At 38.1% G+C, this 24,169-nt stretch carries 24 protein-coding genes; all 24 read right to left on the bottom strand.

What is annotated here, in order from left to right; genetic code table 11:
* Positions 1 to 210 precede the first annotated feature (210 nt).
* Positions 211 to 462, bottom strand: a complete 252-nt coding sequence (locus tag LKE01_RS09365) for a hypothetical protein (RefSeq protein ID WP_020282065.1) — start codon at positions 460 to 462, stop codon at positions 211 to 213.
* On the bottom strand, positions 462 to 1,286 hold the full coding sequence (locus tag LKE01_RS09360; RefSeq protein ID WP_054769277.1) for a GH25 family lysozyme: 825 nt from the start codon (positions 1,284 to 1,286) through the stop codon (positions 462 to 464). Before LKE01_RS09360 ends, LKE01_RS09365 begins: the two co-directional genes overlap by 1 nt.
* Before the next feature lie 12 nt (positions 1,287 to 1,298).
* A complete protein-coding gene (locus LKE01_RS09355) occupies positions 1,299 to 1,766 on the bottom strand; it encodes a hypothetical protein (protein ID WP_008214405.1) in 468 nt (155 codons plus the stop codon).
* A gap of 393 nt (positions 1,767 to 2,159) precedes the next feature.
* Positions 2,160 to 2,336 carry an XkdX family protein gene (locus LKE01_RS09350; RefSeq protein WP_054769278.1) on the bottom strand — a complete coding sequence of 59 codons (177 nt, stop codon included), beginning with the start codon at positions 2,334 to 2,336 and terminating at the stop codon, positions 2,160 to 2,162.
* 17 nt (positions 2,337 to 2,353) lie between these two features.
* Positions 2,354 to 2,764: a hypothetical protein gene (locus tag LKE01_RS09345; RefSeq protein WP_054769279.1), complete on the bottom strand. Its 411-nt coding sequence runs from the start codon at positions 2,762 to 2,764 to the stop codon at positions 2,354 to 2,356.
* Between the two features lie 142 nt (positions 2,765 to 2,906).
* The gene (locus LKE01_RS12205; protein WP_056980875.1) at positions 2,907 to 4,973 is read right to left on the bottom strand and encodes a collagen-like triple helix repeat-containing protein; all 2,067 of its coding nucleotides are present in this window, start codon (positions 4,971 to 4,973) and stop codon (positions 2,907 to 2,909) included.
* The gene (locus LKE01_RS12080; RefSeq protein ID WP_008214398.1) at positions 4,966 to 5,106 is read right to left on the bottom strand and encodes a hypothetical protein; all 141 of its coding nucleotides are present in this window, start codon (positions 5,104 to 5,106) and stop codon (positions 4,966 to 4,968) included. Before LKE01_RS12080 ends, LKE01_RS12205 begins: the two co-directional genes overlap by 8 nt.
* Positions 5,107 to 5,115: 9 nt before the next feature.
* On the bottom strand, positions 5,116 to 6,039 hold the full coding sequence (locus LKE01_RS09330) for a hypothetical protein (protein WP_225426946.1): 924 nt from the start codon (positions 6,037 to 6,039) through the stop codon (positions 5,116 to 5,118).
* The gene (locus tag LKE01_RS09325; RefSeq protein ID WP_235805494.1) at positions 6,036 to 8,408 is read right to left on the bottom strand and encodes a phage tail spike protein; all 2,373 of its coding nucleotides are present in this window, start codon (positions 8,406 to 8,408) and stop codon (positions 6,036 to 6,038) included. The genes LKE01_RS09330 and LKE01_RS09325 overlap by 4 nt, the downstream gene beginning before the upstream one ends.
* A 258-nt stretch (positions 8,409 to 8,666) precedes the next feature.
* Positions 8,667 to 9,416, bottom strand: a complete 750-nt coding sequence (locus LKE01_RS09320) for a phage distal tail protein (protein WP_056980873.1) — start codon at positions 9,414 to 9,416, stop codon at positions 8,667 to 8,669.
* A 5-nt stretch (positions 9,417 to 9,421) separates the two neighbouring features.
* A complete protein-coding gene (locus LKE01_RS09315) occupies positions 9,422 to 10,672 on the bottom strand; it encodes a distal tail protein Dit (RefSeq protein WP_056980872.1) in 1,251 nt (416 codons plus the stop codon).
* Positions 10,665 to 16,241 carry a phage tail tape measure protein gene (locus LKE01_RS09310; protein ID WP_056980871.1) on the bottom strand — a complete coding sequence of 1,859 codons (5,577 nt, stop codon included), beginning with the start codon at positions 16,239 to 16,241 and terminating at the stop codon, positions 10,665 to 10,667. Before LKE01_RS09310 ends, LKE01_RS09315 begins: the two co-directional genes overlap by 8 nt.
* On the bottom strand, positions 16,241 to 16,405 hold the full coding sequence (locus LKE01_RS12075) for a hypothetical protein (protein ID WP_003636432.1): 165 nt from the start codon (positions 16,403 to 16,405) through the stop codon (positions 16,241 to 16,243). Before LKE01_RS12075 ends, LKE01_RS09310 begins: the two co-directional genes overlap by 1 nt.
* Positions 16,406 to 16,449: 44 nt before the next feature.
* Positions 16,450 to 16,827 carry a phage tail assembly chaperone gene (locus tag LKE01_RS09305; protein ID WP_054769283.1) on the bottom strand — a complete coding sequence of 126 codons (378 nt, stop codon included), beginning with the start codon at positions 16,825 to 16,827 and terminating at the stop codon, positions 16,450 to 16,452.
* Positions 16,828 to 16,885: 58 nt separating this feature from the next.
* Positions 16,886 to 17,509, bottom strand: a complete 624-nt coding sequence (locus LKE01_RS09300) for a phage tail protein (RefSeq protein ID WP_054769284.1) — start codon at positions 17,507 to 17,509, stop codon at positions 16,886 to 16,888.
* Positions 17,510 to 17,899 (bottom strand): DUF806 family protein, encoded by a 390-nt coding sequence (locus LKE01_RS09295; RefSeq protein WP_054769285.1) that lies wholly within the window; start codon positions 17,897 to 17,899, stop codon positions 17,510 to 17,512.
* A complete protein-coding gene (locus tag LKE01_RS09290; protein WP_003636422.1) occupies positions 17,899 to 18,297 on the bottom strand; it encodes an HK97-gp10 family putative phage morphogenesis protein in 399 nt (132 codons plus the stop codon). Before LKE01_RS09290 ends, LKE01_RS09295 begins: the two co-directional genes overlap by 1 nt.
* Positions 18,290 to 18,652 carry a phage head closure protein gene (locus LKE01_RS09285; protein ID WP_003636420.1) on the bottom strand — a complete coding sequence of 121 codons (363 nt, stop codon included), beginning with the start codon at positions 18,650 to 18,652 and terminating at the stop codon, positions 18,290 to 18,292. Before LKE01_RS09285 ends, LKE01_RS09290 begins: the two co-directional genes overlap by 8 nt.
* A complete protein-coding gene (locus tag LKE01_RS09280) occupies positions 18,642 to 18,932 on the bottom strand; it encodes a head-tail connector protein (RefSeq protein WP_225426945.1) in 291 nt (96 codons plus the stop codon). The genes LKE01_RS09285 and LKE01_RS09280 overlap by 11 nt, the downstream gene beginning before the upstream one ends.
* Positions 18,933 to 18,993: 61 nt before the next feature.
* The gene (locus tag LKE01_RS09275; protein ID WP_056980870.1) at positions 18,994 to 20,223 is read right to left on the bottom strand and encodes a phage major capsid protein; all 1,230 of its coding nucleotides are present in this window, start codon (positions 20,221 to 20,223) and stop codon (positions 18,994 to 18,996) included.
* A gap of 3 nt (positions 20,224 to 20,226) precedes the next feature.
* Positions 20,227 to 20,928, bottom strand: a complete 702-nt coding sequence (locus LKE01_RS09270; protein WP_054769286.1) for a head maturation protease, ClpP-related — start codon at positions 20,926 to 20,928, stop codon at positions 20,227 to 20,229.
* A complete protein-coding gene (locus LKE01_RS09265) occupies positions 20,909 to 22,057 on the bottom strand; it encodes a phage portal protein (RefSeq protein ID WP_056980869.1) in 1,149 nt (382 codons plus the stop codon). Before LKE01_RS09265 ends, LKE01_RS09270 begins: the two co-directional genes overlap by 20 nt.
* Before the next feature lie 13 nt (positions 22,058 to 22,070).
* Positions 22,071 to 22,235 (bottom strand): hypothetical protein, encoded by a 165-nt coding sequence (locus LKE01_RS12070; RefSeq protein WP_008214368.1) that lies wholly within the window; start codon positions 22,233 to 22,235, stop codon positions 22,071 to 22,073.
* A 60-nt stretch (positions 22,236 to 22,295) separates the two neighbouring features.
* A partial coding sequence (locus LKE01_RS09260) for a terminase TerL endonuclease subunit (RefSeq protein WP_225426944.1) occupies positions 22,296 to 24,169 on the bottom strand: 1,874 nt, incomplete at its 5' end.

Genomic DNA, 24,169 nt, shown 5'->3' with positions numbered 1-24,169 from the left:
CACAAGTGTCCCTTACAAACGTTGATATAAAGGCATTTATAATTTTAATTGGCCGTTATTTGCCCGTTATTAGCTATTTTGTCCTCAAAAATGATAGTTCAATAACCAAAAGCTAATATATGCATAATATTATCAAAAGCACAAAATAATATTAATTAATATATACCAATATATGTACTCCCCCCCATAATCATTCAAGGGGGATTCATCTCACATAAATTTCTCAATTAAATAAATAATCAACGGTACAATAATTCCCGCTGCCACTAAAGAAATTAATGCATAGTTAATATGTGTAAGATTATCAATTCGATGTTCATTTTCAATAGACTTAGCCAAAGCTTTATCTGTTTTAGCATTCAAATCAGCCTGATCATTCAGCTGTTGTTTAATGGAAGAAATATCTTCTTTAATGCCAATGAGCATTTTAGTCATGTTAATTTCATCAGGGACTTCCACCATTACTTATCACCAGCCTTTACTGCAAAGATAAACTTAACCTTGTCCTTATTAGCTGTATAGTACCCAGTTGGCGTAGAAAGTCGATAAATCTCACCATATCTTATTGGGGTAGCATAGAATCGACTTCCTTTAATCAGACGAGTATGCCGTTTAGACTTGAATTCAGCATCGTTAAATTGGTGAATTACGCTTTGTGTTGCTTCGTATAGGCCTGGAGTTTGATAATATTCCGGTTTAGCAGGTTTAATAACTACCCCACTTCCGGACAGTGAACCATCAAAATCTAAGCTGGCGTCAACCTTTAATCCATCATAGTTATCGGTATATTGCCAGGCATTCGCATTATCAATTCCCGGTTGACTAACACCATACGCCGCTACCCAAATATGCTTATCAATAAGTTTCGCTCGATCAATTCGCTTTTCAGCAAACCATGAACCGGATCCATAAGTAATAACGTTGGTAAATCCGTTGGCTTTTAACTCCTTTAAAAAGACATTTACTTCGGGTGTGGTCTTCCAAGGAAGGTCTTGTGCTTCCACATCTAGGGCCAAGACTGTGGATTTATCCAACCCAAAGCTTTTTACCCAAGCTAAGAAATACTTAGCTTCTGATGAACCATGACCATGAAAGAAATGATAAACACTCACAGTACCAAATACTTTGAATCCGTTAGCCACTTGTTCTCTAGCTTTAGGGTTAATGTATCCAGTGCCTTCCGTCAATTTAACCACCGTGGCATCAATTCCGTGACTTTTTAAAAATTTCATGTAGGTCTCAGAACTGCCTTGGTAAGCAGATAAATCAGCAACCTTTTTTGTCATTTTCGTCACTTCCTACTTTTGTTCAGATGATTGGGGTTCGTTAAATACTTCCGGATCGTCATCGACTGGAACGTCGGGTGTAACGTCATTTGTAGGCGCCGGAGTAACAGGTGCTTTGTGATTATCTCCCTTTAGAGTGTGTTTATAATACTGGTAAGCTTGTTCTGCTAATCCTTCAATTGTTTCTGCTTTAAAATTAAAGCCGGACTCTTTTAAGCCAGAATCAACAAATTGATTAACCGCCTTTTTGCGATCTGAGTTACTTAAAGCAGGCATACTTGCCACCACAGGAACGAAAGCATTCGCTAATTTCAAGCCTAATTCCATCCCTTGCTTGATATGAGTATTCTTTTCAGTTTTAATTTTAGCTTCAATCAACGGTTTAACCAATTTGTAAGTTGCTGGAATTACAGCAATTAAAAAAGCAACCAGTCCGGTTGCTTTAAGAGAATTAAAAATATCGACAATTTGTGTGTACATAAAATTACCTCCATAAAATTTGTGTAAAAGAAAACGCCCCGCTTTAAAGGGCGCCCTCAATTCATATCATATTGAAGAATATGAAATTCCTTCTTGGAGGAATGGAATTCCACAAACACTTTGTATCACGATTATATAGTCGTAACAACTAATTATTAAAAACAAACACGCCCATCTTATGACGGGCGTGTATACATCACATACATTGAGGGGAATGTATGAGCATGGGGCATTCATAAATGCTCAGATGAATATTCGAATGCGTAGGCACCAAAGGGGGTAATGCCTACGAAAATGATTATACCACTGTTCCAAAAAAGTGACGGACTTTAATTTAATTAAACTTGCATTCCGCCAAGAGATCACATGTGGGTTTACTAAACTGAGTAATCGTTATAATGAGCTTGTTACTTGGGCAACGCTACCAGTGTCATAATTCTTACCAGTAATATCAGTAAACTGATCTTTTGTTAATTCATTCCAACCAACGAACAGTTTCAATTTATCATAAGATAACCAACCGTTATCATATTCAATTTTAAGCATTCCGTGCCAATCAATATTAAACATTGTATTACCTCCTTTTATTAAGCTGGTGAATTAGTTGTATTTGCTACTGGTACAGTAGTTGCTTTTTCAGAAGCATTTAATTGAGTTTGAATATTTTGTAGTTCTCCGAGAATTTGTCCTTGAACCACTGAAATGTTACTTACCAAAGCTCCCAATTGTGAATCAGTTTGCGTACCTGTTGATTGCAAAGATTGTAACTGAGTTTGTAAGGTGGTTACATCTGTACTTACTTGGTTCAATGAAACACTCGGTAAGTTACCTGGATTAAGCAATGTTTGATTAGTTGAATCATATCTAAACTTATCTGGATATTGAGCAAACTGATTAATCCATGAATCTAAGACGAACACCTTTGTATAACCTTCGGTTTCGACTTTCTTATAATCAGTGACAAAACCATTTGAATCAAACGTAACATAAATAAACATTATTTATTATCTCCTTTTTTATTTAGTGCATACTTAATATAGCAAACTCTGGTACGCCGTAATGAAACCGTCTGTATCAAGTGTTACATAATAAGTCATAAAAATTCCTTCTTTATTTTAGATTGTATCCGATTTTTAATTATTATTTTAGAGAATCATACGTAAAATAAGCTCCATCACTGATGCCTACCCAAGAAGTACCATATATAATTAAGTCAGAATCTGGCGTAATATAGGCAGGATTACTAATTGACAAATTAGCATGCGTCCCAGTATCGTTGCTGTACTTGACGGTGACTTCATTAGAAGCGTAGATGATTCCAGAGATAGTCTTTATATTATTTACTATTGATGAAAAGTCAGCTATTTTAGTTCCACTATTTGTATAACTACTGGTATTTAATGAGTAAATAATATAAATCCTCTTGGAACTTTGGTCAATCCTATAGAGAAATGTTCCTCCTAGAGGAATATTATTTAATTGATGCCAAGCCGATTTCTCAACGCTTTTCAAATCGTCGCTAGTAGCGACTGAGACACCTCCAGACTGCAAACCTGCTGTAAAGTTTGCTAATTTATTAGTTGTAACCACATTACTTGTTGCGGTATTAACAGCATTTTTAACATCCGTTGTGGTTGCCACGTCAATTCCAGACTTTTGAAGTTTTCTTGTAAAATTAGCATCCTTAGTCGTACGTGCTAAGTCAGATGGCAAACTGCTTGCTAGTAATAACGGATTATTTTTAACAGTTGGAACAGTGTCAAAGTTGTTTTTACCAGATAGGTGGGCTACTTTGGAATCATCTGCCGGCGTGTAACCAATTTTATCTTGTTTGGCGTTAACCTCTTCAATTCCCGCTACATCACTTGCAGGTTTACGCATATCTGAAACATTAACCTTGTCTTCCGGAGCTGGTGTCCAATCAGTAGCTATTGAACCTTGTTCGAACTTCATTTCTTTATACGATACACTTGAAGATCTTGATTGTGATTGATTAAAAATTATTGTGACATACTGAATAGTACTGCCAGCCTTAAGCGTTTTTGTCCGAGTGCTGTAGCCAGATGTGCCAGCGGATATAGTATTACCACTATCATAGTACTTGGTACCCTGTGCATCTTTCCACGCTATTTGAATACTCATGTTATATGAAACTGGTGATAGCCATGCCCTAGCTGTATAAGTTGTATCACTATCAATTGTTGCCACCACTGGAGTAATCGCCGGCAAGTGCAGGTCATACCCAGAAGCATTAGCCACAGTTTGTAATGTTCCACTTGTACCCGGTAGCAAGTTCCGTCCACCAATAGTATCTGATAACTTATTGAACGGCTGTACCTTAACTCCATTAAGTTGTTCAGTACCATCTTTGTTATCGGTAACTTTTGTACTCAATCCATTGTTTAGATCAGTAACAGTAACGTATTTACTTAAATCTGGGCTTACGTTTCCGCAATTTTTCCATTTTCCTGCATCCCAAACATACAAATCTGTACCAACAAAATAACAGTAACCTTCTTGATTTCCAGTATTTGGAAGTTGTGAAGCACTGTTGACTGTACCTTTAACAACTAACCCAGAACCAACAGGACCTTGTGGACCAGTTGGCCCTTGCGGACCCGTTGCACCGGTATCGCCTTTTGGCCCTTGCGGACCCGTTGCACCAGTATCGCCTTTTGGCCCTTGAATACCTTGTGGACCTGTTGCACCAGTATCACCAGTATCACCTTTGTCACCTTTATCACCCTTTTGAACATTATGAACCGCATTCTCCATTTGATTACTCAAATCATTAAATTGTTGCTGAAAATCATTTAAAGTGATTGTCGGAATCACTTCACCAGTATCACTCATGAGGTTCTCTTCAATTGAAAATCCTAACGTTCCATCGCTTGGAAAGATGGCCTGCGTACCATCTTTCATAGTAACCCAAACTTCAATATCATAATCATCTGGAACCAATGTGTTCATGATATCCTGATTAATTGGAAAACTTAGTGTTCCACCAAGCGGACTAGTTACAGTGGTTAAATCAATAGTTTGTTGCATGATATATCCATCGTCATTAGCTATTTTAACCAGAATTGACTTAGCATTAGTTAAATCAAAGGCCACCCCGTCGGCCGTGAGTGCCAGATTAAAAGCAGTGGTTGTATCTAAATATTTAACCACATCATTATCATCCGTGAATGCGAGTTCCTTACTCATTAGTTTTCACCTTCTTTCTAAGCTGATTATTTTCAATTTTTAATAACGCAATTTGTTGATTTTTTGCTGCCATATCTTGACTGTACTCATTAACTAACTGGTTAATTAAATCTTGCGCGTTAATATCATTCATCAGATCACCTTACTTATTCTTCTTATTCTTCAATTCCCTTTTAATATCACTAATTTCATCACGAATCCTACTAATGTCACCATCAATCCTACTAATATCACCACTACTATCAGGTTTACCATCAATCCTCTTAATTTCATTAAGTAAATTAGTCCCATGTGAGTAAACCCCGCCGGCATGAATGTCAATACCATCTTCACCACCATCAGAACCGCCTTCAAAATACAAAGCTCCATAATCAATGCTGTGAATTATGTGTTGAGATTTTATTTGAATGTTATTTGAAATGGTAATAGCAGGCCAATTAATATTCGTAGGCCAAATAGTTCCTGTTCCACCACCGCCAGACATTTTAATTTGTTCTGGTTGAATATCAGCCTTATAATTTCCATCAGAAATTGAAATTCCCGAGTTATTAATCCAAACATCTTTTTGTACATAACCGTTAAATATATTGTTTCCATGATAACGGTCATGAAACCCGTTCTGATCTAACCAATAATTAGTATTTCCATTTGTTAACGACAAAGATGAACCAGAAATACTGCCACCTTTAATGATTGATGAGTCAACTTCCACAGAGTTCAAATATCCGGCTTCAATGGTTCCTAAATCAGCAGATAACGCTGAAAGCTGTCCAACTGACAAAGCTGTTTGAGACATCTTAGTCTTAACCCAATCAGATCCATCATAGGTGTACATTTCACTAGTTATATGGTTACTGTCTTGGACGTACCAAATATCACCTTCATCATGATTTTTCCCATCATCAAATGGTTCTTGAGATGAAACAGTGATTTTCCCATCCAACGATGTTTTAACCTTACCCGCTTCATCAGCTGCAGAATTAGCGGCACTTTTGGCATCGTCAGAAGCTTGCTGGGCAAGCTTAGCATTTTCATCAATATTTAACGTCCCCGTTGCAATAATCAATCGTTATCACCATCCTCAATTTTGGTTCCTTCACCAGTTGATTCATCCCCATCTTCATCACTATCAGAACTTGCATCCGAATCATCCGCATTATCATTTCCAGCAATTACTGGTTGTTCAGCTTCATCATTTTCACCTTCATCTTGTTCAGGATATTCAACAACTAAGTCTTTAGAATCATCACGGATTTTAAGGGGAGCCGTATATAATGCACTATGAGCAATAGACACAGTGTGTGCAGCATCCCTATATTCAGAAACATTAAAGCCAACAATTAACCTAGAATTATTAACATCTTCATATATGCCCTCCGGCTCCAAATGACCGCCATTTTCCAACGGCACTGTTAACTTAATATCCTGCATTGGTTCCACCACATAATCAAATACCATTGACTGTGTAATTAAGTTAATACACATAACATGTTTGTCATCAGCATTGTTAGCATCGCCCGCCGTAAAAAAAGCAAATGGATAACTAATCCCATTTGCCTGAAGAGTGTTATAAGCGCCATTATTAGTGGTTCCAGCTGGTAATGGCTTCCATTTAAAATCTTGCAATTTAAATTCAATGATTGGTTTGAAGTTTCCTGTCTGTAAATCGCTTATCTGACAAACATACACTTTCCCACTCGTCGTGCTTCCCAGCCACAGATTGTTCTTCAAATCAACGTTAACTCGAAAATATTGTTTTACTTGGCACCACCTAGTTATATTACTAGCACTTGTATTGGCTTGGTATGCCATTGTTACCAAATAATATTTCCCATCAATTGGATCTTTTATTTCTGTATAAATCGTATTGGAACTTTCATCATAGCCGAACGATCCACAATGGCCACCACCAGTTACAAACATCATGCTCTGTAATGTTCCATCAGCGTTCCATTTAATAAATTCACAATCTGAATGGTTTTTGTCTTTAGAATAGTGATAACTAGACAACACCGAACCATCACTCAATAAATATGAAAATTGTAAAGCCCCAATGTGCTGATCACCGTTAAAATCTTTGTTGGCGGCATCCTTAGTTTCCCAAAGCTTATTCCAGGAACCATCAGCTGAACTACTGGTATCAATCCACATCTCTGCCTCATCTTTCACATAAGTATCATCAATGGTGACTAATAGTGTCCCGACAAATGGTGGTTCAATCGTAACTTGATAACCATCTTTTGCATGGTCAGCTTCCCACCCAATATCACGGGTACCGTCCATATTAATTTTTTGCCAATTAAAAGCTTGTGGTGACAGATAAGAAGTCACGTTTTCACCTTCAATAAACAATCTCGCAATCACCCGTTTGGAAGTATCTGTGTTATACCAAGTTGAACCTAACGGCGTAATCAAACTGACTGTGGCTGCATTGGCATTCTCTCGGGCTTCTTCAAATAGTTTCTTAACGTGATCATTCCAACGCTGTTCCATATTGCGAATAAACGCCGGCGTAATTACTTTAACTGTGCTAAACTCTCCCAAGACGACTTTATTTTGACTTGGATCACTCTCCGAAGTGGTTTGCTGAATGACTCGCGCTTCCGTGGTTAAAATTGGGTTCATGGATAAATCAATCACCTTAATAGTATCGCCCAAGTTAGCTTGAAAATCTTGAGTAACCTCCACAGCATAGTTAATTCGTGGATGATTGTACAATCTTAATTCCCGCAATCCCCAATCAAGTAATGCTTTAGGTTCAGTAATAGTGTCACTAGTAATCGTTCCTTCCAGCCAGGTGTTCTGATCAGTGTTATAAAGAGAATTTGCTGAAACGTCAGTAATATAGTTCTTACCATTATTAACCTCTGCAATTGAAGCATTATTTGCTCCAACGATATAGAGTTTAGTAACCAAATTAGTATCAACTGTTTCTCGTTGAACGGATAACATGTTTTGCCCATAGGTAATTGATTTCCCCTCATTTTCACCTAATTGATCAGCTAATTCTAAAATTAGATCAGTCACAATACCGTTGGAGTCAATATGACAATAGGCATCAGCTTCCGCATCGTAAGTTGATAGAACCGTCTGTAATGCAGCTTGACTAGAAGACGTTCCATCAAAATTAATATCGGCAAATAATCCCGAAGAACAATTATTTTGTAAATCCCAACCGGTATCTGCCATGATCCATTGCATAGCTTGATCTAATTTACAATCTTTAATTTCTTTTTGGGGTGGAATGGTCTTATTTAATTTATAGATTGCTAGGTTAATAGCATCAACCGTTACCAGATGAGCTCCACTAGTTGCATCAATGTTTTCGTCAACCTGATAGATTCGATAAATACGCCAATGATTATGCACATCATCATACCCTGCGACACTATTACCAACCGTTAAGTATTGAGCCGCAGGGGCACTTTGCAACATGGTTAGTCCTGTTAATGTATCATTCCAGCTTTTGGAGTTAGCATTTGGATCCGTACTATTAAAAGTGCTAACGCCAGTAATGCCATCATCCGAGTTACTGTTATCATCGGCAATTTGGCGTTCAACTACTTCACCCCAAAACGGGTTGGCGTCTGAATTAGTCGATAACGTGGCAACTCGCTTTAAATTTTTATCCAGGATAATATACAAATCTCTAACCTCCTTATTTATGTATAAAAAAAGTAGTCGCTTTCGTGACTACTTAATTGCTGGTCGATATTCAATTGTTACATCAGCATTTTTGGGATCCGGGACAAAGTGTAGAGCTTGTGGAACCCCACCGGTTAATTTAGGGAAGGTCGATAACCATGAAACGTATTTATCGGCCGGCTTTCCATCAATAGTAACTTTATTGTTGGCCGTATCAATAATAATTTCTTGACCAGCCTTGGCAATAATATGTGGTGTATCATCCGGATCAGTAGAGCCATCACTGCGCCATTCTTCATAATTGGTTAAAGCTTCATAATCCGACTTATACGCCACCACTGGATTAACCAAGTCCTCTTTAATATCATGTTTGCCAAAGAAAACGCCTAAATTTGCCAAGGCGAAGCCAAACTTACCGGACTTATCCAATTTTTCCTTATGCATATGAGTTTTATGGGTGTTATTAACACTATATGGTTCACCAGTTTTAGGATCCCACTGGTTAATTTCTGCTACCCAGTTATCGTAAACATTACCAGACTTATCCGATTTCTTCTGTCGTTCAAGAATAAATTCACCATAAAAATTCGAGTAAGCATCCCTATTCATATACGAAGTTTCAGTTACATATTCTTTTTCCTTTTTCTTTTTCGTTGTAGCTTTGGGAGCTGATGTTTTTTTACCCCCTTTACTACTACTCTTCTTGCCACCCTTTTTAGATTTCACAACTCGTTTCTTTTTAGTCTTAGTCTTCTTACGAGTTTTTCGTTTCTTCCGCGCAAAGAATTGTAGATTCATTTATATCACTTCTTCTTTTTAGTCGTCTTCTTCTTTTTGGCTGTCTTCTTCTTAACGGTGACCGTTTTGGTGTATGCTACTTTAACATGTTTTGTAGCCTCATTTTGTTTCTGCTGACCATTACCTTCATCAAATAGCAATGTCAAATAACTATCAGAGTTACTACTATCAAAATTATTACCTAATTGAATAAACGCCCGTGGATACCGTCCCATTGAGTAATCTTCAATGCCCATCCTGCCACAAACATTACCGTTATTGTCCAATAAATAAGCTTCAATTTTTCCCATCGCCCGCTCATTTTTCATTCGTTTAACATGATGTAAGCGTACCGAAACTTTCCAATAGGGAGTAATTTTCGGTAGACCATTATGCATAACCGCTGGTCCGTAAAAATTCTTGTGTTTCCCACGAGATCCCCATTCGTAATGATCATCTTTATCTTTAGCCACCATAATTGAAGTACCAGTGGCTGCCGATTTTCCATCTAACTCACCCTTATAAATTGGAAAAGCTTGTGTATCCTCGCCACATTGAATCCACGTTGCTAATGAGTTACATGGGTCGTCAACCTGTTGAGTTTGGGATTGTCCCATGACTGTAATGTTACCATCACTATCCGTAGCCGTATCACCATCATCAACGTTATATCCAACCGCTACATAATCATCATTTGTTTCATAACCCACATAATAAAGATCGGTTTTTGGAATAATATGAATAATTGGATCAACTTCCGTATTTCCTTCAGGAATAATTTGCTGATCATTGTCCGTAATTTTTATTTCTTTTTGTGGTAGAAATCCACGTGGATCCGCCAGCATGAAGACTAACGTGGTTTGAAAGTCCTGAACACCTTCATTAATAAATGTCGGTGTGGGAATACTCGTAAAGTGTCCATAATAAGTTACATCTGGATCGTCATTAAACCTTAACGGATATTCAGTATCAGCATCACTGCTGGTATTAACTAAAACATTAGTCAATGTTTTAATGCGCTCATTATATTCGTCACGAGTAGTACAGAAACAGGTAATTGGAATGTCGAATTCTTTTTCACCGTAGTCTGTTCCCAAGTAAACACCACCATAACGTTTAGGAACATCTTGAAACGACTCAGTAATGCTAGGTGCTAACGGTTTCGATACATGATTCAAAAAGATTCCTAAATCATCTTGTGAATTAAAGCCATCATTTCCGTTTTCATCAAACGCAAAATCAAACGTGTTCACATCATAATTATCATTGTTAGCCAAAGGTTACGCCCCTTCCCCAATTATTTTTAGCTGTTGTCCGTTTATTATGTTTATTGACTGCCTGAACAACTTGCTTGTCAGTCACTACTGCCGGAATCGGATTGTTTTGGCCATCGACCAATTGACTCATAAGTTTAATCATTGTATCAAACTTTGCTTCAAGTCTTTTGACAGCCTGACCATCCGAATTGCTTGATTGGTTGGTATGCTGATCTGTTTGCTTAAAATGAGCCATGGTATCAGCCAAAAGTTCATAGGCTCGTCCCCGTTTGTTAATATCCCACGGAATGATGGTTTCCGGTTTATTACGTTCGGCCACTTTAATTAACTGTTCTTGATCAACTAAGCCACCATTCGCATATCCTAAATAATTAGCAACTTTCTTCGCACCGTTAACGTGTTGCCCCGTATAGCCACCACGTTCCCAATCTTCAGAAAACTGACTGGCTAACGAAGCGATCGAACCGTGGCCTTCCAGGATTCGTTTAAATACAGAAGAATCGGAACTGTCATCACCCAACGCAAATTTTAATTGAGTAGCCGCATTTCGCCAGCTTTCACCATGACGTCGAGCATATGACTTCAAGTGATTCAATCTACCACCCAACCACTGTCCAAGACCGGAGGCTCCACCAGATGAATTTCTTTCATTAGGATTTAGTCCCGACTCAAATTCCCAATTGCCAAGGATTGCAGCAATTCCTGCCTTGGTTGCGCGTGGATCTAGTTTTTTCAACGCTTTTGCTAAGGTTTTGGCTCTAGCCGCCACATCGCCACTTAATCCAAAACTACTTAAACTACCAAACAGTTTTTGCCATAATGGTTTTAAGTTTTTTGATACCCAACTCCAAACCCCGGAATGCTTTAATTGCGACTTTACTAGTGCTTGTAATCCGGAACTTTGTTTATGAGATTTAGTTGACTTTTTAACTTTGTCAATCAATCCAGGCACTCTTCGAATCCCAACAAAATCACCGAATCCCTTGATAGTAGAATATTTAATCCCGTCCTTTGGATTTTCGGCACTGAACATATGCCCAGAGCCACTATTATCAACCACAATACCAACGTGTTGACTTCCTCCACGACCGAAGAAAGCCAAATCACCAGTTTTAGCATTCTTCCACGATACGGGTTTTGAGTATTTGTATTCCGGAACCGTGGTAGATCCACCAGGAACTGTAATTCCCATGTGTTTCAAAGTCTCATAAACTAAGCCAGAACAATCATAATAATTCGGTCCTAAGCGGACATTAGAGCCTTCAGAATATCGGTGATGGGCACGATTTGCCAATTTCTTAGCTTCATTCAAAAATGCTGAATCAGTCTGACCGCCGCCTTCGGAAACCATGCCATGTAGCATATTCCAGGCAGTATCCCACCAAACCGAACCCTGTTGCTTGTCGCGTTTGCCAAACATATTGGCAAAGTTCTCTCCAACAGTTCCCTTTATATCGCCAAAGTTAGGTTGAAAAACTTGTTTGAAAGTTGCATCAGAATGATTAGCGATGTGTGATAGTGCCGACAACTTCTGCTTTAAAGAACCCCAGATACCTTTAAAAAATTTGCCGATACCACCAAATAAACCGGTACCTGAAGCAAAGTGCTGCATGCCATTTAAAGCCATTAACATCTTAGACTCTGTAGCATTTAAAACGCCGGAACCAGCTTCTAGGAACCGGTGAGTATCTTTACCTTCAACTGGTTCTAATTGCCCATCTGCGTGGACAATGATTTCTTTATTATGTGTTTCTGGTGAGTCGTGGCCATCGTTAAGCTTAGCCAAAACCGGTTGGGTTAATAAACCATTTTTCAATAATCCGGTACCTGTTGCCCAGGCTACCGTTGGAATCTGATCTAGGGTTTGTGAACCACCGTATTGTTTAAAGACTTTGTTCTGGGCTGAAATGGCATTCTTATTCATCCCATTTACCAGTTTGCCAATCCAATTACCAACTGACTTCCAGATGCCATGCCAGGAGAGACTGTAATTGTCTTTGGTTTTGGAATTATTTTTCTTAATACTCTCATATTGAGAAACAGCCTGAGCCGTTACCTTACGATTTTGATTATGTGCATAATCGTACACCTTATCAGACTGCTGCTTTGCTTTGGTGATTGAATCATTTTTTTGCTTATCAGCGTGATTAATAACACCAATTCTTTGTTTACGAGCTTCTTCAATAATCTTTTGACGTTGGGCTTTGGCAGCTGAACTATTTCCCTTATACTCTTCATCCGCTGCTTTAACTGTATTTTTATATTTCTTCCAAGCTGAATTATAGACGCTATGATATTCATCGTTGGCTTTTTTGCTGACAGACTTTTGTTCTTCATCAGCATTTGCCACCAATTTAATCATTTTTTCTTTGGAATATTTTTTACTCTTTTCAGTGAGCGTTTTATAATCTTTAGCAATCTTATTAGTAGACAGTTTAATCTGGCCAGCTAAGGTAGTATGCAGTTCGGCTTCCTTAGCAGTTACTTTCGTAGCAAATTTAAGATGTTGTTTTTCAAGAGATTCTTTCTTTTCTTCCTGTAGCTTTTCAACTTGAACGGATCCTTTACCGTATTTATTCTCAGCTTTTAAAATCTTTCCATTCCATGATTCCGTTAGTCGTTGCCGTGATTGCGCATAATATTTGGCAATCGCTTGCTGATCTTTCTGACTCATCAGAGTTAATCGGTTGGCTTTAGATCCTTCACCCTTAATAATTTGTAGGCGTTTTTCGTACTCTTTTTTAGTAATGTCCCCGTTTTTATAAAGTAATTGTAAGTTCTTCTTGTCCTGAGCTTCACGGTTTTTATAATAGCTTGTCGCTTCATCAGAAAGTTTCTTGAAAGAAGACTTAGTAGATAATTTAGGTGTATGGATTTTTTGTGCTGAAAGTCCTTTTTGAATAGCTTTACCAAACTTACGACCAACACCTTCACCAACCAAGCCACCCAATCCAGCGCCAACAGCTGTGCCAATTCCAGGAAGAATAGCTGTCCCGATTGCTGCACCTGCTGCAGTACCACCTAATGAACCGGTAGCAGCGCCAATGTGTGAACCGGCACTCTTCTTTTTCATGCCAATTAAATCAGTTGCTGAATTTAAAACGTCTAAGACACCGACAGAGCCTGCAACAACCTTTCCTAATTTGCTAACACCTTTAAACTTTTCAGCTAATTTAGCGAATCGGCCTATCTTTCCGGTATCTTCGGTGACTTTACTTGTATCATCTATGTCGTGAACCGCTGTTTTACCGTCTTTTTCAGCATCTTCGGCAACCTTACCTTCACCACCAGCGTTATCAGCAATATCATCAACTGTGCTAGTTTCATTCCCAGCATCCACATTGGCTTCTTTAGCCTTAGTGTTACGTTCAATGGCTAGAGTTTGATCATCATATGCTGATGTCAATCGGTTCACCTTTAGCTTTTGACCACTAAAAACAGAAGTAAGGTCGCTAAATATTTTAAAGTATTTATAAACTTTGCCAACTGCCCAAATTGCAGTTAATGCTTCACCAAAGCGCTTGACACCTTCATAATGTTTAACAGCAAAAATGCCAATATTGGCGATTCCTCCTGCCACATGTGCAGTTAAAGTAGCCGTTTTACCAATATCTTTCTGAAAGCCTTTTTCACCAAAGAGTTTGGTCATTTGATTAGCTGCTTTTGTCATATATGGCAACAACTTAGACCCAAACATAATTGATAATTGATCCCAGGCTTGCTTAAATCGTTTCTGGGACATTTGGGCAGTTTGTGCATTCTTGTTAGCTAATCTTTGAACGTAAGTCCCAGCTTTGCTTGCTTTAGAAACATTGTTGGTTAAATCAGCCAATTGGCCATTATATTTAGCTAAGATTTGAGCTGCTTGCATGCCGGTTGGACCAAAAACATTTTTAAAGATGCGTGCTGTATCAGCTCCACCAAGTTTTTTAGTATGTTCCTCAATAATTTTAAAAATTGCAGGCAACGTTTTGAAATTACCATTGGCAGTTTGGAATATTTTAGTTGATTTAATTCCAATTTCATTTAAAGCGCCCATAGCTGAATTTGTTGGAGCTGCTAAACTAGTAATAATTTTTCGCAGACCTGTCCCAGCTTTATCAGCTTCCAAGCCATGGTTACTCAATTCACCTAAAGCAGCGGAAGTTTGCTCAATACTAAAGCCCGCATTATGAGCTGAATCGCCTACATATTCCATGCCTTTGCCTAAACTGTGGAAGTCAGTAGCAGTCATGTCAGCAGAATAAGCTAATGCATTAACTACACGTTTAGTGTTGTGCATCATTTTTGCCGTATTATTGGTTTTCATGCCAAATGCTTCAATCGCTTGGCTTGATACTTTAACCACATCTTTAAAGTCATCACTAGAAGCCACACTGGCTTGCAGTTCAGTTTTCATAACCGCTAATGATTCAGCACCTGTATGGCCACGCTTGATCAGATCTTGGTATTGATCAGCAATCTCTTTTTGACTAACTCCATATTTAAGAGCGTACTTAGCCCCGTCTTTTTGCATTTCTGTCACGGTTTTAATAGCAGTTTTAGCCTTGTCGCCACCCGTAACCAGTAAGTTTTGGTTTACTTTATAAACATTTTGAAGTTCAGTTGCTTTTTTAGCGCCAGAAAAAGCTGCTGCTCCCAATGTCCCCATCGCTACGCTGGCACCTAGTAAACTACCTTTAATTGATCCAAATGAATTTTTAAATTTATTCTTAGCAATGTTAGCTTTATCGCCCAATCGCACCATTGCATCACTCATGTGACCGACTTGTAAATCGTACTTGACCACATCAGAACGCACATTGGCCAGTGAAGTGGCTGTTTTGTTGACTCGTACTTGTTGGGTGTTAAAAGCTTCGTTAGCAATGTCCAAGCTACCTTTTAATTGATTAAGTTTTTCCTTTTCTTGGACATATTCGTCCGCATTCTTGTGGGTATCGTTGGTAAGGTGGCGAACAACATTTTGTTGTTTTTCATAGGCCAACTGGGCTTGTTTATAAGCCTGTGAGTTTTTACTGAGTTCACTATTTTGTAATCTGTACTGATCAGATAAGCTATTCAATCCTTCCTTAAGGCCTTTAAGCTTTACTTGACCAGCCTGGTTAATCTTTCCTTGAGCCTTTAGCGCATCCACATAAGAATTAGTTACCTGATTAAGGTTATGATAGTTGCGCTGTAATCCAGATAGTCCTGAATTAAGGTATTCAAATTGCTTTTCCGCCTTAGACTGTTGATCATTTAATCCAGCAATCTTCTCTTGCGCTTTAGCAATCTGATTAGCATATTTAGCATATTTTTCTGATCCTTGGTTGGTTGTTTGATCAAGGCCTGACTGTCGACGTTTCAGCTCATCAATTTTTAAGTTATAACCTTTGATTTCTTCTGATATTCCTTGATACCTAGTTTTTAAAGCATCTAGTTTATCTCCAGAAGATTTTAAGGCCACCTCCTGAGAACGCCATGCATTGGTATTAGCTTTAATGTAATTAGTTAAAGTTTTTAATGACCGTGCGGGTTGTACTGCATCCAAGCGAATTGAAGTACTCATTACATCATTAATAGTAGCCATTAGTCAGTCCCCTTTCGTTTATTTAATAACTCGACAACCGGATCCGTTACTTGTTTTTTCTTATCTTTAGCATTTAAGACTGCCATAAATTCAAAGTAATCTTGTCGATTTAATTCATCTGGTAAGATTCCCTGCTTCATCATTTGTTGTTTAAAAAAAAGCATATCTTGTTGGGATATGCTTAGTTCATTAATTAATTTGGCTAATCTTAATTGCTTTCTTTTGGGTCTGCTGATTCCTCACTTTGCTGTTTGGTGACAGTCTCCCAGTCTTCATCACTCATACCTTGAAACCGGAATAATACATAGGCCATGAAATTTTGAAAATCCGTAAAATCCAAAGTGGATTTAATCTTTTCAACTTCTTGATCAGTCAACTTAAAAATATCAATCATAAATTGCACTAATCCTTGAACCATTTTCTTTTGCGTTTCTAAAACTACTAGTGGATCATCATTAGTAAAGTCAATTGAATCCGATTTTAGCAATTGAATTTGTAAATTTTGTGCTTTCTCAACGACTCCTACAGTAGTCTTAACCTCAGCTGACTTTTTACGTAAACCTAATCGAGTAATATTAATTTTCATGATCAAAACTCCTTTATTTTATTTAGTTATGTATACGGGGAACAATCCCCGCCTTAATTTATTTTCCTGGCATTTTAACGCCGGTAGTAGCTGAATAACCACCAAAGACTTCGGCCAACATTTTAGCTTTATCAAATCCAGTATCTTGAGACATCCAAATCTTGTACGGTTCTCCGTTGAAGATTTTATTGTCAGCTGGTGTTAATGCTTGGTAAGTTAACGCCGTATTGGCATCAGTTTCAGCATTATTATCCGTTGCATGAGAACTACCAGTTTCAATTAGTTGACCATTAGCAAAGCCTTCGTACATATCAATATTCGTGTATGAACGAAAATGTAACAACATTGCTACATGGGGCTTTGGCAATTGACGTGTCCAACCACCATTAGCCACATCATGAATATATCCTTTGAGTTTTTGCAACTCGTCAAAATCAATATCCAAGAATTCCAATGCGACCTCTGGTTGTGCCTGACCATTTGAAACTCGTTTTGCTTCATCATTAGCATAGGCGACAGTACCCGCGGCTTCCAAGCCAGAAACTGTGGCCGTCGTAGCGCCTTTAGCATCGCCATCAACTAAATAGATACCATTAGTTCCTACTCCTGCATCGCTAGTCAGTAATTTACCATTAGCATCAACCAAACCAAAGGTGACATCTTTAATACCATGTGTTGACATTTAAAGTCCTTCTTTCTTTACTATAATTGTTTTAGTAACTGAAAAAGTTGCCGTAACTTGATCGGTGTGTGGATCCACAGTGTTAGGCTCATGTGAGCTAACCAGCCAATCCTGATTTTCCAAATTATTCATTAGGGCAACTTCTTCATTAAAAATATTTTCTTGTGTATCTTTTTTCCAAAATATTTGAACTTGAATATTAGCTTGCATATTACTAAATTGATCGTTCCGATATCCGCCCAACGGTTCAGTAATGGAAGTAATCAAGACAATGGTCTGCTTTCCAGAAGTATCAGCTCCGGGAGGAATGTTCATGGAATAAAGCTGGTCAATCCAACCATAGTGCAAAGATTGAATTAACTGATAAACAGTCATAACTGGTAATTCCATTAGTGACCCAGCTCCTTCCACTTAATATATTCAGATTTTAATATATCAGAACGAGTTTCCTCACGGGTCTTTTCCACAAAGTGATCACCGACAATGTAAACAGTGCCATCATTTAGCCAGCGAGCAATCACTGCTTTTTTCTTGACCCAGCCAACTGTCGCTGTCCCATCCACATCACCATCAATATTTTTCGAACTAACTAATACACTATCAGCCAAGTGAGGATCATTTCCGGTAGCAATTCGATTACTATAATGTAGCCGTTTAGTTTCATCAGCTAATTTCTTTTGTAAAACATCGGCACCGGCTTTAGTGATTATAGTTCTTTCCGCCCGGTTGGGTACCAATCGTTTTATTTTCGCTAAATAATCGTCTAATTGTTCGGCCATACTAACCATGTTTTTTACCAACTCTCTCATTAATCTGTAGAGTCAAAATGTCATAAGTCACAATTTTATTGCTATCATCTAAACTCAAATTAACGATTTGATATAGTTGGTCTTGATATTGAACTAGCAGACCTTTGTCAATTAACGGATTGTGTCGAATAACAATTTGAATAGTATCTTCAAAATCTGTTCCCAAAAGCGAAACGTTCTGTGTGTTAGTTCGCGTATAAGGCATGCACCATAACACGAACTGTGGTTTAAATTGCGTTCCTGATGCACCAGTATTAGGATTAATTGTTGGTAAAGCCGTTCCAAACTGGGCTTGCCGATTAAACTGCTCCGGACTAAATTTATTAAGTGCCATCCGGATCACTTCCTGAAACCATTCCTTGGAGTTGATCTAGCATCATCAACAAACCAGCCGACATCCCCCTAGATAATTCACGATCATAATATAATTGAGTTGCCAGTGTTTTTATTGCTAAGTCGTAAATTGATGAGGCCTGATATTGGGTTTCGGATGAACTGACTGAATGATTGACAATCTCAGTTGCCTCATTAATCAAATTGGTAACAGTCGTTAATTCAGTCGGATTTTGGTCAATATGCAACTCATCCATTAATTCTGTCGGATTAACCGTCACATGATCCCTCCTAACAGCCGCCCATCACTGTATTGTTTATTTCATTGGCGACTTATTTCAATTACTTGCCAGTTGAACTAGTCTTTGCAGCAGGAGTTAAATCTGCCAACCCAGTAAATGGTGCATAAATGACCGATTTGGTATCCCACAATTCGACATCGAAGCGGTCAATTGCCCGAATCTTAGTCAAGTCATTTTCGAAAGAACCGGCGCCAATGTTGGTGGCCAACAAAGACATCTGCTGAAGGTCGAATAGACGAACAGCTTCCGTCAAAGCACCAATGTAAAGTGGGAAACTGCTTTCATCATTGGGCAGAAAGGCATCGGCAATAACTGTAATTGTCTTACCAGCCAACATTTTTTGTGATGGATTAAGCGGGTTAGGTTGAATGACGTATTGTCCGTTATTATCCTTGACTTTATCCAGAACAGCAAAGCCTGATTGGTTAGTAACAAATGCAGATTCATTCCAAATCAGTGGATCCAATTCCTTGTTGTAAATATCCTTAATGGCGTCAAAACTATTAACTGTGGTTTTTTGTGCGCTTGGTAACTTAGCCAACGCTTTTAAAATTTCACTGTTTCGAGTAATAACATCTTTCTTAGCAATCCAGTTTTCCAAATATGCTAAGAGGTTGGCATCACTATCATTCATCAAAGTATTTGTAATGCTAGAAATACCAGCATAGCGATGAATTTTATAAGTTAATGGTTTGAAAGATGCTGGCTCATCATTATTACCAATTTGAGCTGTTTCATCGTCCAAATTAGCAAATGGAGTTACTGACTGACGTGGTTCAATAACTCGTGAACCAGATGGTGCGCTAACTCCTTCCACAGTTACTAAAGGCTCCAACGACGTAAAGGTTTGTTTTAAAGTGTTGATGGCTGTTTGGACATCGTCTGGAATCGTCAAACCAACACCATTTCCGTGGGAATCAAGTCCACTAGACATCAAATTCAAAAACTTTGGATCACCCTTTAAGGCTCCCTTGACAATATTAATAAACTTAGGCTTGTCTTTTGGCGTAACATCTTTTTGACCACCTGCAGCTGGTTTATTAGGCTTTACTAATTTAGCAGTTGCCAGGGCATCATCATATGCACCTTTAGCAAAATCTCGGGTCTTCTTTGCTTTATCAATTGAATCAGCAATTTTAGTTAGATCCTCATCCGAATATTTTTCAGGAGAATCATTCAACTCAACTGCCATTTGATTACGCTTTTCTTGAAGATCCGTGACTTTTTGACCAGCTTCAAGCCAAGCATCGTGCAGCTTATTTAAATCCATAATTTAATTTCCTTCTTTCTTAAATAAAATAGCCAACTTATGTGATCGCAATTGGTCACTAGTTTGGCTATTAGTTTCCTTTGACTTTTGTTTTACTTTTGCTAACAATGTTTTAACTTTAGTAATTGCTTGATTACTCAACATCAAGGGCGACATCATGTTAGTAACTTTATTTGGTTGATCTGCAAACATCATTTCGTCTGCAAATCCTTGTTCAACGGCATCTTTTGCATTGATATAAGTTTCCTTGGCCATCATTTGCATGACTGTTTGCGGATCCAGTCCTGTTCGTTGCACATAAACATTTGCAATTGATTGATCAGTCGAGTTCAACCCCTGCAAATCGCTGGATAAATTGTCTGCATTGCCTTGAGATACGGTGGAAGCCCGATGAATCATTAATTGAGCAGTTGGTGAAATCTTAATCGTATCACCCGCCATTGCAATGACACTGGCCGCACTCGCTGCTAATCCAACAATGTCAACTTCCACATTACCGGTATAATTCTTAAGTGCGGTATATATCTCAGAACCCGCAAACACATCGCCACCAGGTGAATTAATTTCGGCAACAATATTTTGACCATTTGCAGTGCTTAACGCATCTTTAACTGCGGAAGGAGTAACTGTTGAATAGCCAAAGAATTCATATACTTCAGCATCATCATCACTAGATACAACACCTTTAATTGGTACTGTTGTCATTATCATCACCTCCTTCCACTGCTGAAACTTTTAGATTAGGAAAAACGCCCGTTTGTTTCAGAATTGTTTGTGCTTGTTGTGGCGTTAATGCTGGTGACTGACCAGTACTTAATTTAGTAATATTACTAATTAATTGCTGATGATCAACATCAATAGCCGAATTAATATCCATTTTTATATCAATTCCCAATTTCAACGACAACTCCGATTCAATTGGTCGAATGTATAAGCTCAAACTATTTTGATACAAAGAACGAATCATCTCAATTGATGATTGTTCGTCACCTTGACCATTTAAATAACTATCTGGAACACAAAAAGCCTTGGCAATCTGGGTCTGACTAAACGTGGCATTATTTAATAATTTAGCTATATCCGGATTAATCTGTAAGGAATCAAGCTGAGCAGATTGATCCAAAACAATTGGTCGACCAGAATTAGCACCAGAATTTTGTTTTTCAAACGATTCTCTAATATTTTCCTTAGCCTGCGGTTCCAATTTGGCCGCCGGAACCGTAATCGTATAACTAGGCGCAATTGCATTCTTTAAACTGCTCAGTGACAATTGATTACTATAGTTCTGGATGTTAATTTCTTTAGCTAAACTGTTTAGCGGACTGCTACCCACTAGTTCAGTGGCAACTTGCCCAGAAACAAACAAGCGAAAATGTAAAATATCGGCAGCTAAATATGTCACCTGCCCTCGGTCATCACCGTAATTAACTGTGTAATAAAGAACATTTTGTTGATTATCTAAAGTAATGCTGACCTGGTAAAACGGGATTAAGGTCAACCCTGCTGGACTTCCATTGCCATTTCGCTGAATTAGAACAAAGGCGTTGCCAGTTAACATCATTTGAGCACTAACTGCTTGCCAAAAATTATAAGCACTCAATAATGTGCTGGGCTGATTTAGCATGTTGCTATATTGGTCTGTTTTAAATTCACAGCTGGCCACATCACCTGCAATTCGATTAATCACCGCATAAATATCACTGTTTTGCAGTGCTCCGTCTGCATCCACAGTGTTAGTGGATAACAATGTACCATTTAACATAAATGGTGAATACCCGGTGGTACTAATTGTTTGTGTTTGTTTTGACATAAAATTTTTAAAGGGGTTCAGCATTCAACGCCTCCTTTCACGAAATGACATAGGCTAAAACGATTAAAGCAATCCCGGCCACTACCCAACCTACAATAAAATTAATAAGGCTTGCGGCAACCACAAATGCAATTAACCCAAATAAAAATAATATAAAAGACAGGTTAGTGATTAAACCTGTCCATAGTTGTTTCAGATTCAACTAATCTGCCTCCCTAATAATTTATTCACTACATATATCACCCAACAAGTGTTGAAAATATTAAAAACTAAAATGATCACTGGTAAAGAATTCGTTGACCTCCTCATTACTCATTCCATTAAATGGATTCTTTTTATCTTCTTTAAGGCCATGATTAGGATTTTCAAAATAAAAAAGGGCTTGAGACATGGCATCGATAGTGGCATCGGCACAATCAATTTTCGAAGTCAACGCCGTTCGATCAATTTTAATACCATATGGATTAGCCACTGTTACAGCGTTAGCCAAGCAGGTCTGCAAAATCGGATCAGCCAGCATCTCAATATTTCCCGCAATAAACTGATTTCTCAAAAATACTGTGGGCGAGCTCAAACTAACCGTCCCTTGCTTTAAAGTAATAAAAGGCACTTCTGGCATATTATTATCCAACCAATCAGTAATTGCGCTAGCTTGATAAGGATCATAAATAAACGCTTTGACTCTCAAATGATGATCGTTAACAAAATCCAGGAACCAGCGCCCAACAAAATCTTCATCAATTAAGCCATAAGAATTTTGCGAAATATCACAAAAGCCTAACTTTTCTGCGTTTGAGTAATTAATTCCATCTTGTTTTTCTTTCACAATAATGGAATTATCTGCTCGGGCTAACGGAACAAATGAATGCTGCAAGATGAAATATTTCTTTTGTTCGCCATTCAAATGTGGGAAAACAAAACTATAAGCTGTATCATCTGAAGCATGTGATAAATCAAAACCCACATAGCAATCTTGATTATCAATTTCGAAATCAGAAACAACTGACTTTTGAATATCCTCTAGTTTCAAATATTTATCTTTAGCCGTCTGCAACCACATATTGAGGTTACGGTTAATGAAATCATTTAATGTGCCGTCTTCCAGCTTAGAATCACGTTCGCTAATTAACCCTTTCAGTAGGGTATCATGCTTAGCCGGTAAATCTAGTAATGGATTACTTTTCACCCATGTTTCTGGATCATCAACTTCATCTTGGTCATCCTGCTGCCAAATTAATGCCAACGTTGAATCTTCCGTTCGGTTAGAATCTTTTTCCATCACCTTAGTGAGTCGTCTAACATCACTATACATCGGGACTTTAGGGTTACTGTATGCCGTACTGATAAAAAATGTTTGCCGGTTACTAGTTTGAACTTGTCCAGACGTGACCTTAGAAATCACATCCGAATTAAAATTTTCATCACCGTATTCATCCACAGTGGCAAAAAGGAAATGAAAGGCATCTAATTGTGCACTACCAGCTGTCATTCGTAATATCTGGTTTTGAGTCTTCGTGGATTTCAAAACATCATCATTAATCGCAATATTCTGATCCTTGATTAATTTACGAAATCCAGGCATTTCTTGTAAGCTGTTAAAAGTCTGTTTAATGTAACGCCAAGACTTCTTAGACTGCTTATCAACTGGTGCCAAGTAACACAAATCAGCGTTAAACTGGTCACTAGCCTCGACCAAGTAAGCGTAAAGTATCAAGATATTCAATAAATATGACTTGCCATTAGTCCGAGCCACTGAAACCATACATCGCTCAAATCGCTTTTGCTTGTCTTCCTTTGTTCGCCATCCCTGAGAAAGGCACAAGATTGCTTGTTGCCAAATCATCAGTGGTATTGGCTTGTTTTGAGAAACATCAGGGCACATGCGTGCGAAGTTACAGATATTTCGGCATTTATCCAAATCATAGTAATACGGAAAATTACCTTCCGTGGATCGCTTTAAATCATTCAAATGTCTAAACGCTGCTAGTTTAATTGTTTTGCAGGCTAACTGTTGACCAGTTAATACCCGGTAGCAATAAACAGTGGCCGGATCACGGTATTTACTTTTGATTTCATCAAAGTAGCCTTTCCCATCAAGCTGCTGAAATATTTTATCCAAGTTAGTATTTCTTTGAG

Source organism: Lentilactobacillus kefiri (genome assembly GCF_007989105.1).
GTDB classification, from domain to species: domain Bacteria; phylum Bacillota; class Bacilli; order Lactobacillales; family Lactobacillaceae; genus Lentilactobacillus; species Lentilactobacillus kefiri.
This window is presented reverse-complemented; position numbering and strand designations above follow the sequence as displayed.